An 11,690-nucleotide genomic window follows, 5' to 3' on the forward strand; every position below is an offset into this window, starting at 1 on the left:
TCGGTGCATGACGTGCGGCATTCCGGCGGCCAGCTACCTCCGCCGACCCGTTAGTGATAGACCTGACGGATGACCGTCCTCCGCCGGCTCAGCGTGATCCCTGCTGCCGCTGCTGTCGCCATGGCCGTCGCGGCCCCGGCCGCCGCCATCGTTCCGCCAGCCGACGGTTACTACACATTCAACGAGGCGGGCGCACCCGCCGCCACCTGGCAGATCCAGAGCATCTGCATCCAGGCCAATGGCACCCGCGCACAGTCCGATTACACCGACGAGACCATCCAGTCACTGGGTTGCACCGCGATCGTCACCAGCAGCACGCCCAAGAAGCTCACCCGCGATGAACGCCTGCTCAATTTCAGCGGTAGAGCCGTGCTTACCAGCGACTTGTGGACCTTCCAGTTCACCTCCGCCGAAGGCATCCAATGCCCGGACAGCAGCGTCGCACCGAGTACTGAGACCTACGCCTTCGACGGCTCCACCAATGCGGGCACCCACACCGTGGTGCACGGCGCGGTGTGCGGCGGGCAGGCGGGCATGGAAAAGAGACCGTTCACGCTGGGGTTCACCGGCGGCTTGGCACCACCGGTGGTCGATCGGTTCCCGGACAATTGCAACTATCTCGCCGGCAGACCGAGTATCTGTTCCTAATCCGCTGGTGCGGTGACGAAGTCGATCAGCTCTTCGACGCGCCCGATCAGCGCCGGTTCCAAATCAGTCCAGTCGCGCACCCGCGACCGGATCTTCTGCCACGCCCTGGCGATATCCGCCTGGTCGGCATGCGGCCAGCCCAATGCCTCGCAGATCCCGTGCTTCCACTCCATCGAGCGCGGGATCACCGGCCACGCCGTCAGACCGAGCCGTTCCGGTTTCACTGCCTGCCAGATATCGATATACGGATGACCGACGACCAGCGTGTGCGCCCCTCCCGGACCGCGCCGGACGGTATCCGCGATCCGGGCTTCCTTGGAACCGCTGACCAGGTGGTCGACGAGCACACCAAGTCGACGGCGCGGATCGGGATCGAATTCGGCCACGATGGCCGGGAGGTCATCGACGCCGCCCAGGTATTCCACGACGACCCCTTCGATCCGCAGATCGTCGCCCCAGACCTGCTCGACGAGCTCGGCATCGTGTCGGCCTTCGACATAGATGCGGCTGGCCAGGGCCGTACGCGCACGTGCTCCGGTCACTGCGACCGAACCTGATGCCGTTCGGGCCGGCGCGGCGGGCGCAACGGCCTTACGTGCGGGCGCGGTGAGGATCACCGGCTTACCGTCGAGCAGGAAGCCGGGGCCCAGCGAGAAGCGGCGCCGACGATTGTGTCGATCTTCCAGCTCGACCCGGGTGCCGTCGATCACCACGACCTCGCCGACGTAACCGGTCTCCGCGTCCTCGACGACCATGCCCAATTCGACGGGATGCTCGGTGGAGCGGGGCCGGTTCGGTTGGCGCGGGCCGGCCAGTACATCACGTCCATAGCGGTCAGTCACGCAGGCGATCCTAGAAAGCTCTGCGCTCTTCGACGGTCTGCCACACCGAGGCCGTCGGCGCAGCTTGACTTAAAGCACTTCAAGTTCGGCATAGTGGCTGTCATGAGCACGAGCACGCCCATCGCCGCGACGGACCTGACTATCCAGCAGCTGGCCCGCCGCACCGGTCTGGCCGAATCGGCGCTGCGCTACTACGAGCGGATCGGACTGATCGACCCCGTCCCCCGCGACGACAGCAGCGGGCATCGCCGCTACCCGCCCGAGCTGGCACAGGCGGTGGAATCGCTGGCCTGCCTGCGCGAAACCGGGATGAGCGTGGCCGATATGCGCGTCTATGTGCAGAACATGCGACGCGGACCGGCCGCGGCAGCTGGTCAACGCCAACTGTTCGAACAGAACGCCGAACGCCTGCACACCGAAATCAGCCGGCTACAGCTGCGCGAGAAGTACGTCTGCGCGAAAGCGCAGATGTGGGCCGCCAGGGAACGCGGCGACGACGCCGGCGCGCAGCGGCTCATCCCCCAACTTCTGGAACTCTCCGAAAGGTTGCTGACACTGCCATGACCGACACCAGGGTTCTTGTCACCGGCGGCTCCGGTTTCATCGGGGGCCACACCGTCAAACGCCTGCTCGACGACGGCCATCAGGTGCGCACCACCGTCCGGTCGCTGCAGCGCGAAGCCCAAGTCCGGGCCACCCTTGATGCAACCGAGAATGCGCAATTGACCTTCGCTGCAGCCGATCTCACCTCCGATAGCGGCTGGGCGGCGGCTGTCGCCGACTGCGACTACGTGCTGCATGTGGCGTCCCCGTTCCCGCCGGCCAAACCCAAAGACGAGAACGAAATCATCGCGCCCGCCGTAGACGGCACCCTGCGCGTTCTGAACGCCGCCCGCCAGGCCGGGGTCCGACGAGTGGTGGTCACCTCGTCGTTCGCCGCAATCGGCTACTCCCCCAAGCCTTCCGGACTGCCTTATGACGAGACGGACTGGACGGACCCGGTCGGCCAGGCACCGTACATCAAGTCCAAGACCCTCTCAGAGCGAGCGGTATGGGATTTCGCGGCTCGGTATCCCGACGGCCCACAACTGTCGGTGATCAACCCGGTCGGCGTTTTCGGACCCGTTCTCGGTCAAGACTTCTCGACGTCGATCGGGATCATCAAGGCATTGCTCGACGGCGTTCCCCCGATCCTGCCGCGGGCGTCCTTCGCGGTGGTTGACGTCCGCGATGTGGCCGATCTTCACCTGCGCGCCATGACCCACCCGGCCGCGGCAGGCGAACGCTTCCTCGCGGCGGCCGGTCAACCGCTGACCATGCCCGAGATCGCCGCGATACTGCGGTCCCGGCTGGGTCCAGCCGCCCGCCGCGTGCCCACCCACGACATCCCCGACTGGTTGGTGCGGGCCGCGACGAAAGCCGTCCCGCCCCTGCGCGAACTCGCCGGACTGCTCGGCCCACCGAAGCTCATCTCGACGACCAAAGCCACCGAACTGCTTGGTTGGCAGCCGATTTCAGCCGCAGACGCGATCGCGGCCACCGGTGCGAGCCTGGTCGCTTAGACCGGGCTCACCGCAACATACGGCCTCGCCCGGGCCGGAGCGCTCCCGCTCCGGCGCCCTGAACTTGGTTGCCGCCCGTTGGGTCAGCGCCGAGTTCAATCATCCGCTCGATGACTTCTGGACCCAACTCTACCGACTGGGGTTTAGCAACGAGCGTTCTCGGGCAAGATCAATTCATGCGAAGTCTTCTACGCCGTTCGACCATTGCCGTCCTTGCCGCCGGTCCCATCGCCGCCGCGTCGCTGATCAGCGCAGGGATCGGTTCAGCAGAGCCGCTTAACTGCGTCAACGGACAATTCTGGGATCCGATCACCAACACCTGCCAGACGCCGCGTCCGGCGGACAACTGTGCGCCGGGCGAGTACTGGAACCCGTTGTCCAATGTCTGTCGACCGCTGGGTCTGCTCTAGCTTCGGCACCCGCGTCGCGTAGCGAACCATTCCTGAGGCCAAGCGGCGCCAAGTTCATCGATAAGTGACCACGCCTCGGCACGCGAACTCGGCGGCGTCGGCGGTGGGTGGACCCTCATTCGGCGACTACCCGGCCGGCCACGCGCAAGGTTTCGCCGATGCATTCAAAGCACTGCACCGCAACGTATATGGAGCCATCAGCGCTGGGGGCCCGCCTGCCTCACCTGACTACCCGAGCTTCGATGACGGCCTCGAACAGGCGCTGGTGGCCGACGCCATCGTAACCAGTGCCCGCACCGCCGGATGGGTCTCGGTCAGCCGGGCCGATTCTCGATAAGAGTCACCCGGACGTCAGCGGCGTCAACCCTGCAGTAGACATGCCCGACCGCTCGCCGCCGCCAAAGCCTACGCCAAGATGTCCGACCGGCCGTCTACCATTCCTTGCGGCACACCCCCGCTTGCCGAGTGGATCGCCGGCAGGGCCCCCGCATGTTTCGGTCGTCCCTCCCCGGCCTCGATGGAAAGGACGAGCAGTGAGTTACACCGCCGCCGACATCACCGAGCTCGACGATGTCCAGCACACACGCCTGCGGCCGGCGGTGAACCTCGGGCTGGACGTACTCAACACCGCGTTGCGCGAGCTGGTGGACAACGCGGTCGAAGAGGTTGCCGTTCCCGACCATGGCGGGTCTACGGTGACCATCACCCTGCACGCCGACGGCTCGGTCAGCGTCGCTGACGACGGCCGGGGCCTGCCTGTCGACTCCGACCCGGCGAATGGAAAGAACGGCATCGTCAAGACGCTGGGTACCGCACGGGCGGGTGGCAAGTTCTCCGCACACATCGATGCCGCCAGCACAGGTGCCGGGCTCAATGGGATCGGTGCCGCAGCGGCGGTCTTCATCTCCGCACGAACCGACGTCACCGTCCGCCGCGCCGGGAAGACCTACCTGCAAAGCTTCGGCAGCGGCTATCCCGGCGTGTTCGAGGGCACGGACTTCGACCCGAACGCCCCATTCACCCGGGTCGATAATCAGAAGCTGCGCGGCACCGCGAACCGTAAACCCGACGCCCACGGCACAGAAGTGCGCATTCTGTTCGACCCCGCTGTGGTGCCGGACTCCAGCGCCGATATCAACGAGGTATTGCTGCGAGCGCACGCCGCCGCCCGGATGTCCCCGGGCGTGCACCTGGTGGTCATCGACGAAGGCTGGCCGGGCGAGGTCATCCGGCCCGAGTTGATCGAGCCGTTCAGCGGGCCGTGGGGTACCGACACCCTGCTCAACCTCATGTGCACCGCAGCCGGTACGCCGGTACCCGGCGTGCGTGCCGTGGTGGACGGCCGCGGCGAGTACACCACCGGGCGCGGCCCGACCCCGTTTCGCTGGTCGTTGACCGCCGGCCCGGCCGAACCGGCCACCGTCGCGGCGTTTTGCAACACCGTGCGCACCCCCGGTGGCGGTTCCCATCTGACCGCCGCGGTCAAAGGGCTGTCCGAAGCCCTGGCCGACCGCGCATCCCGGATCCGCGACCTCGGTCTGGCCAAGGGCGAAGACGGCCCGGAGCCACAGGATTTCGCCGCGGTGACCGCGCTCGCCGTCGACACACGGGCGCCGGATGTGTCGTGGGACTCCCAAGCCAAGACCGCGGTGTCATCGCGCTCTCTGAACGTGGCGATGGCCCCGGACGTGGCGCGCAGCGTCACGATCTGGGCGGCCAACCCCGGCAATGGCGACGCGGTGACGCGATGGACCCAGCTGGCGCTGGAGGCGGCGCGGGCGCGGCGCAGCGCCGAGGGCGCCAAGGCCCGGTCGCGGGCGGCGTCGAAAGCCAAGGGTCTCGGCACGAATCTCTCGCTTCCGCCGAAGCTGCTGCCCAGCCGCGAGACCGGGCGGGGCTCAGGTGCCGAGCTGTTCCTGTGCGAGGGTGATTCCGCTCTCGGGACTATCAAGGCGGCGCGCGACGCCACCTTCCAGGCAGCCTTCCCGCTGAAAGGCAAGCCGCCCAACGTCTATGGGTTCACTGTGAGCAAGGCGCGGATCAAAGACGAATTCGATTCGATCGAGCGGATACTGGGCTGCGGGATCAGGGACAACTGCGATCCGGAATCCTGCCGGTACGACCGGATCTTGTTCGCCTCCGATGCAGACCCCGACGGCGGCAACATCAACTCCAGCCTGATCTCGATGTTCCTGGACTTCTACCGACCACTCGTCAAGGCCGGGATGGTCTACGTGACGTTGCCGCCGCTGTTCGTGGTCAAAGACGGCCAAGAACGGATCTACTGCCAAGACGAATCCGAGCGCGATGCCGCCGTGGCGCAGTTGAAGGCCACCTCCAAACGCAAGGTGGAGGTGCAACGCAATAAAGGTCTCGGCGAGATGGATGCCGATGATTTCTGGAACACCGTGCTTGATCCGCAGCGGCGCACGGTGATTCGGGTGCACCTCGACGACGGCGATCCGAAACTGCACCACACCCTGTTCGGCGGGCCACCAGAGGGCCGGCGCACGTGGATGGCCGATGTCGCCTCCCGCGTCGATACCGCAGCGCTCGACCTGACGTAGGAGATTACCGTGACCGCCACCCTCGATATTCCTGAGCAGAATCCGGATCTGGTCCTCGATCAGAGTGCCGATGACTACTGGAACCACTACCAGCTGACCTTCGCGCTTTACAGCGTCAGCGACCGCGCCATCCCATCGGCGTTCGATGGCCTCAAACCAGGCCAACGCCGCCTGCTGTATCAGATGTATGACTCACGGCTGCTACCTGGCAACAAACCGCAGAAGTCCTCGAAGGTCTGCTCGGCCGTCACCGGCAACCTGCACCCGCACGGCGGCGCATCGATGTACGGCGCCGCGGCGCTGATGGCCGCCGAGTTCCAGCGGGTGAAAGTCATTGACGGACAGGGCGCATTCCCCCGCATTCAGGGGGACATCCCCGCCGCCGACCGTTACACCGAGATGCGGCTGTCGGCCCCCGGTGCCGCGCTGACCGCCGAACTCGCCGACCACGCCGTGCCGATGGTCTCGACCTTCGACGGCGAGTGGATCGAGCCGACAGTGCTGCCGGCCCAGTGGCCCGTGCTGCTGTGCAACGGTGCCGTCGGCATCGCCGAAGGCTGGGCCACCAAGGTGCCTGCACATAATCCACGCGAGATCATGGCCGCCTGCCGGGCGCTGCTGAAGACCCCGAACATGACCGACGACAGGTTGGTCAAACTCATTCCCGGTCCCGATTGGGGTTGCGGAGCCACCGTGGTCGGCGAAACAGGGCTGCGGGAATACATCACCACCGGTCGCGGGCAGTTCACGGTGCGCGGCACGGTGTCCGTCGACGGCAAGAACGTCATCGTCACCGAACTACCCCCCGGTGTAGCGAGTAACACTGTGCAGGAGAGGATTCGGGCACTGGTCGAATCCGGGGAGCTGTCCGGCGTGGCGGATATGTCGGATCTGACCGACCGCCGCAACGGACTGCGGATCGTGGTCACCGCCAAGCGCGGACACAGTGCCGAGACCATCCGTGAGCAGCTACTTGCCCTGACACCGCTGGAATCGACGTTCGCCGCCAGCCTGGTCGCCCTCGATGAGGACCGGGTACCGCGCTGGTGGTCGGTGCGGGAACTGATCGGTGCGTTCCTGCACCTTCGGGACTCGGTGGTACTGCGGCGCAGCGAGTACCGGCTGGACAAGGTCACCGACCGGCGCCACCTGGTGTCCGGCCTGATGCAAATCCATCTCGACATTGATGCTGCCGTCGCAGTCATTCGAAGCTCCGACACAGTCGACGAAGCACGCACCGGGTTGCAGGAACGGTTCGCGATCGATGCCGTTCAGGCCGATTATGTTCTGGCGCTACAGCTTCGACGCCTGACGAAACTCGACGTCATCGAACTGCAGGCCGAAGCGGAGAAGCTGGATACCGAGTTCGCCGAGCTGACCGAGCTGGTGGGCAATCCCGATGCACGCCGGGTGGTCATCGACAAAGAACTGGTCGAGACGGCAAAGCTGTTCAAGGGGCCCGAGTTCGACCGCCGAACCGTGCTGGACTTCGACGCCACACCGATCGCATCCAGCGCCGACGAAGACGGCGCCCGCGAACGCAAAGTCAACACCTCCTGGCGCCTTGATGACCGGGGGGTGTTCTCCGACAGCCATGGCGAACTGCTCACCTCGGGTCTGGGCTGGGCGGTATGGACCGACGGGCGAGTGAAGTTCACCAATGGCAGCGGTCTGCCGTTCAAGATCCGCGATATCCCGGTGGCACCGGATATCACCGGGTTGGTCCGCTCAGGTGTGCTGGCTGATGGTTACCACCTGGCGTTGGTCACCCGACGTGGAAAGATACTGCGGATCGATCCCGCCGCGGTGAATCCACAGGGCGCGGCCGGCAACGGTGTGGCCGGAGTGAAGCTAGCCGGCGACGGCGATGAGGTGATAGCCGCCTTGCCGCTCACCTGCGAGAACGGCGAGGCCATCCTGTCGATCTCAGAAAAGGGTTGGAAGGTCACCGAAGTGGCCGATATCCCGGTGAAAGGCCGCGGCGGCGCCGGGGTCGGCTTCCATCCGTTCACCAACGGCGAGGTCGCTGTGCTGGCGGCAACGGTATCGGCCACCGGGTTCGTGCGCGGCACCAGAGCGGTACGAGCCGAGAAGCGCGCGAAGGCTTCGATCAAGGGCTCCGGCAGCGACGTCACACCTGCTCAGTGACCGGCGGCTGCTAGCTCGGTTCGACGTCGAAGAGATGCCACTGCCAAGGACCCAGTTCAACGTCCCAACCAGTGCGCAGCTGCTCCCCCGGACTCACGACGCTGTGACCGGTCAGCGGATCGGAGAGTCGGAAGGTCCCGCCCGCCATATCGGCCCAGGGCACGATGACGCGACCCGAGGCTGCTGCGGCACTGAGGTTCACGACGATGAGCCAACGACGGTCACCGTCCCAGCACCATGCAACCAGGTGGTCAGAGCAAGTCTCCGGCCCACCCGAGATGCCACAAAGGCTCCATTCGCCGGTGCGGAAAGTACTGTCCCGCAGCACGTCCAGCAAAGAGTGGTGGAACACTTGCAGCTCGGTATCGCCACCGCCACGCGGCGCGCGGCCGAGAAATACCGGCAGCTGCACCGTCCGGCCCGTCAACTGCCCATCGTGCACCAGGCGGGCACCGACCTGGGTCAGCATGGTCAGCGTCACAGCCATCTGCCTGGCGGGGTCGAACACCGCCGCTGCGCGGGGCTCGTCGTGATTCTCCACAAAGCTCAGCAGGTGCGCCAGGAAGCCGACATCGGCCGACAGGTGCGCGCGCACCGCGCGAGAATCGCCCGCTACGAGGTGGTCGTAGAACGTTTTGCCGTAGCAGAATTCGAACCCTTGCTGCTGCAATGCGTATTCCATGTCCCAATACGCCTCGGCGATGAAGCTGAAATTCGGGTGGCTCTGGTGCACGGCGCCGATCACCATCGGCCAGTATTCCTCGGCCGGCGCGTCACCGACGTAGTCGCCCCATGTCCCGGCGAAGACCTCGTTGATCACCAGCATCGCCATATCGCATCGCACACCATCGCATTGACCGGCAATGTCACGCAGCGTCGCCACCATCGCCTGGCGCAACGTCGGCGAGAACGCGTCGAGCTGCACGACGTCCGGCCACGCCGGAAAGTACGGGTCCTTTCCCCGTGCGAGCACTCTGCCCTCGACGTCGATGAACCCCCCAGGAGCAGAAAGCAGGTCCTGCGATGTGCCCTCGACGAAGTACTCCGGATGCGCTGTCGTCCACGGATGGTCGGGAGCAACGTGATTGGGAACAAAGTCGAGAATCAGGGCCACGCCGCGCTGCGCGAGGGCCGACCGCGCCACGGCCAGCCCAGCGCGGCCACCCAGATGCGTGGCGACACCGTAATTGCTTATGCAGTAAGGGGATCCGACGACATCCTGCGGCGCCCAATCTGGAAGCGCAACCCGAAACCCGTCGACCAGATCAGGCTCAGCCAACGCGATAGCAACGCCAGCCGGGCTGCGTTCCCATACCCCCATCAGCCAGACCGCGTCGAATCCCGCGTCGGCGATGGCATCCCACTGCGCGTCGGGCACTGTCGAAAGATCGACAGCCACGCCGGTAGTCTCGCTGAGCTCGGTCAGCCAAGGCCAGGTGTTGATCTCATAGATGTACGGATACCGAGCGTGTGCCCAGCGACCCGGTACCCGACCCATTTCCTGTGGCAGGCGTCAGGCCGGGCTTGCGGCAGCCGCCAACTTCTTCGGGTCGGAGGTGACCTCGTCGATCACGGTGTGAATGAACCGCATCTTCTCCAACACCTTGGCGGGCAGCACAAACGGGTACAGATCGTCGTGACCCATCGACCGGTTCACCATGTTCAGCGCCCAAGACAGCGGCAGCCACATCTCGATGAGGGAATCAAATCCACTGGGGCCCAGGCTGCGTCGCTCGAACGTTGCCGAAGCCGGGGCGAAGCTGAAAGCCGCCGCGGTATCCAAGGTGTCGCGGATATGCAGATAATGTGCGAAGGTCTCCGCCCAATCCTCGGCCGGATGCATCGTCGCGTAGGACGAGACGTAGCTCTTCGCCCACCCCGGCGGAGCACCCTGACTGTAATGCCGGTCCAGCGCGGCCTGATAGTCGGACTCGGCGTCACCGAACAGTTCGCGGGCCCGCTCCTGGTACTGCGATGCGGCGCCAACGAGCCGGTAGTAGTAGTAATGCCCGATCTCATGCCGGAAATGGCCCAGTAGCGTCCGGTAGGGCTCTTCCATCGCGATGCGCAGTTGTTCACGGTGCACGTCATCGCCCTCGGCGAGGTCGAGGGTGATGACCCCGTCTTCGTGACCGGTGAACACCTTCTCGAACTGACTCGATAGCAGATCGAACGCCAGACCGTAATTCGGATCGACATCTCGACCGACGATGGGCAGCTTGAGGTCGACGAGCTCGACGATCAACCGTCGCTTGGCCTGTTCCGCGACGGCGAACGCTGCCATTGCCGGTTTGTCGGCGTCATTGGGCCGGGTCCTGGTCAATGCGCACGAGATGCACAATTGCCGCACCGGCGCCACCTTGACCAGCCAGTTGCACTGGGCCGCATGCAGATTGGCGCACAACTGGTACTCGTTGGCATCTACCGCGCCGCCGTGCTCGCTTTCCTCACCCTTCGCGATCACCAGGAATGCCATCGCGTCGAGAGAGAAGCCCAGTTTGCTGCTGCAGGAAAGACAGACCGAATTCTCGAACGCCAGATGCTGACCGCAGTTGGGACAAATAAAATCACGCATGTTGTAGGACTCCTGCTGCTGGACCGTCATAAGGCGCGACATCGACGGAAACATCGATGACGCTGCGCTCAGAATCGGTGTAGATGATGCCGCGTAGCGGTGGCACGTCGGCGTAGTCGCGTCCCCAGCCGGCAATGACATAGCGCTCGTCGACCATCTGGTCATTGGTGGGATCCAGTCCCAGCCAGTGATTCTGCGGCGTCCACACCGCCGCCCACGCATGGGTGGCGTCGATACCCACCATCCGCTCCTTACCAGGGGGTGGGTCGGTGGCCAGATAACCCGAAATGTAGCTGGCCGCCAACCCGTTCGAGCGCAGACAGGCGATCGCCAGCCGCGCGAAATCCTGGCATACCCCTTCTCGCGCCGCTAAAACCTCATTCACCTTCGTGGACACCGTGGTTGAGCCCGACCGATAGGTGAAATCATCGAAGATGCGGGCATTGAGGTCGGTGAGCACCTCGATCAGCGGCCGACCCGGCAGGAAACTCGGTGCGGCGTACTCGCGGACGGCGTCGGTGATCTCAGGTTGCTGCAAATCGATAGTGAATTCGGTGGCAAGTGCCCCTTCGGGTCCGACCGGGCGCGAGATCTCCCACGGTGCGAGCGCTGCGCCCGCGCCGTACAGGTCAGGCGGTGGCGGGTCCACTTCCACCACCGAGCGGCTGGTCACGCTCAGCGCGTAGTGCCGCTGGGTCACGTGGAAGTAGGAACTGATGTTGCCGTAGACATCGCGGCTGGTCGAGCTGTCCGCAGGCTCGGGATCGATGTGTAGCTCATGGGTCAGGCAGCGTTGCCGCACCGAATCACGTGGAGTGAGGAATCCGCGACCGTAGGAGCTGGTGACCACATCGGAGTAGCGGTAGTCGGTGCGGTGGGTGATCCGGTAGCTTCGGCTTCCCCCCGGACCGGCCGGTGACGGTATCGGCCCGTCGGCG

11 protein-coding genes are annotated in these 11,690 nt (G+C 65.2%); 7 read left to right on the forward strand and 4 right to left on the reverse strand.

Annotated elements, in window-relative coordinates:
- Positions 1-69: 69 nt before the first annotated feature.
- Entirely contained in the window at positions 70-648 is a 579-nt protein-coding gene (locus tag ADBZ9O_RS20915; protein WP_526524838.1) for a hypothetical protein, read from the forward strand.
- Here the strand turns inward: ADBZ9O_RS20915 and ADBZ9O_RS20920 are convergent.
- Positions 645-1,490 carry a DUF3097 family protein gene (locus ADBZ9O_RS20920; RefSeq protein WP_526524839.1) on the reverse strand — a complete coding sequence of 282 codons (846 nt, stop codon included), beginning with the start codon at positions 1,488-1,490 and terminating at the stop codon, positions 645-647. The genes ADBZ9O_RS20915 and ADBZ9O_RS20920 overlap by 4 nt on opposite strands.
- 102 nt (positions 1,491-1,592) lie before the next feature.
- Here ADBZ9O_RS20920 and ADBZ9O_RS20925 point away from each other — a divergent pair, with 102 nt between their 5' ends.
- The 6 genes from ADBZ9O_RS20925 to ADBZ9O_RS20950 all read left to right on the forward strand — a co-directional run bounded on the left by ADBZ9O_RS20925 (position 1,593) and on the right by ADBZ9O_RS20950 (position 8,177).
- A complete protein-coding gene (locus ADBZ9O_RS20925; RefSeq protein ID WP_526524840.1) occupies positions 1,593-2,054 on the forward strand; it encodes a MerR family transcriptional regulator in 462 nt (153 codons plus the stop codon).
- Positions 2,051-3,052, forward strand: coding sequence for an SDR family oxidoreductase (locus tag ADBZ9O_RS20930; RefSeq protein WP_526524841.1), 1,002 nt, complete (start codon positions 2,051-2,053; stop codon positions 3,050-3,052). Before ADBZ9O_RS20925 ends, ADBZ9O_RS20930 begins: the two co-directional genes overlap by 4 nt.
- Before the next feature lie 176 nt (positions 3,053-3,228).
- Positions 3,229-3,462 carry a hypothetical protein gene (locus ADBZ9O_RS20935; RefSeq protein WP_526524842.1) on the forward strand — a complete coding sequence of 78 codons (234 nt, stop codon included), beginning with the start codon at positions 3,229-3,231 and terminating at the stop codon, positions 3,460-3,462.
- A gap of 64 nt (positions 3,463-3,526) precedes the next feature.
- Positions 3,527-3,799 (forward strand): hypothetical protein, encoded by a 273-nt coding sequence (locus ADBZ9O_RS20940; protein WP_526524843.1) that lies wholly within the window; start codon positions 3,527-3,529, stop codon positions 3,797-3,799.
- Positions 3,800-3,995: 196 nt separating this feature from the next.
- Complete coding sequence (locus ADBZ9O_RS20945; RefSeq protein ID WP_526524844.1) at positions 3,996-6,029, forward strand: toprim domain-containing protein; 2,034 nt, start codon at positions 3,996-3,998, stop codon at positions 6,027-6,029.
- Between the two features lie 9 nt (positions 6,030-6,038).
- Complete coding sequence (locus tag ADBZ9O_RS20950; RefSeq protein ID WP_526524845.1) at positions 6,039-8,177, forward strand: DNA gyrase subunit A; 2,139 nt, start codon at positions 6,039-6,041, stop codon at positions 8,175-8,177.
- 10 nt (positions 8,178-8,187) lie between these two features.
- Here ADBZ9O_RS20950 and ADBZ9O_RS20955 read toward each other — a convergent pair whose 3' ends face one another.
- The 3 genes from ADBZ9O_RS20955 to ADBZ9O_RS20965 all read right to left on the reverse strand — a co-directional run bounded on the left by ADBZ9O_RS20955 (position 8,188) and on the right by ADBZ9O_RS20965 (position 11,677).
- A complete protein-coding gene (locus ADBZ9O_RS20955; RefSeq protein WP_526524846.1) occupies positions 8,188-9,576 on the reverse strand; it encodes an alpha-amylase in 1,389 nt (462 codons plus the stop codon).
- A 114-nt stretch (positions 9,577-9,690) separates the two neighbouring features.
- The gene (locus tag ADBZ9O_RS20960) at positions 9,691-10,752 is read right to left on the reverse strand and encodes a zinc-binding metallopeptidase family protein (protein ID WP_526524847.1); all 1,062 of its coding nucleotides are present in this window, start codon (positions 10,750-10,752) and stop codon (positions 9,691-9,693) included.
- Positions 10,745-11,677, reverse strand: coding sequence for a transglutaminase-like domain-containing protein (locus ADBZ9O_RS20965; protein WP_526533352.1), 933 nt, complete (start codon positions 11,675-11,677; stop codon positions 10,745-10,747). The genes ADBZ9O_RS20960 and ADBZ9O_RS20965 overlap by 8 nt, the downstream gene beginning before the upstream one ends.
- Between the last annotated feature and the right edge of the window lie 13 nt (positions 11,678-11,690).

The sequence above is a fragment of the Mycobacterium sp. genome (assembly GCF_965229105.1).
Taxonomy (GTDB): Bacteria; Actinomycetota; Actinomycetes; order Mycobacteriales; family Mycobacteriaceae; genus Mycobacterium.

Bases quoted from the DNA above. Each gene is read 5' to 3' on its own strand.
- ADBZ9O_RS20915 (WP_526524838.1), top strand. From the start codon at position 70: ATGACCGTCCTCCGCCGGCTCAGCGTGATCCCTGCTGCCGCTGCTGTC.
- ADBZ9O_RS20925 (WP_526524840.1), top strand. From the start codon at position 1,593: ATGAGCACGAGCACGCCCATCGCCGCGACGGACCTGACTATCCAGCAG.
- ADBZ9O_RS20930 (WP_526524841.1), top strand. From the start codon at position 2,051: ATGACCGACACCAGGGTTCTTGTCACCGGCGGCTCCGGTTTCATCGGG.
- ADBZ9O_RS20935 (WP_526524842.1), top strand. From the start codon at position 3,229: ATGCGAAGTCTTCTACGCCGTTCGACCATTGCCGTCCTTGCCGCCGGT.
- ADBZ9O_RS20960 (WP_526524847.1), bottom strand. From the start codon at position 10,752: ATGCGTGATTTTATTTGTCCCAACTGCGGTCAGCATCTGGCGTTCGAG.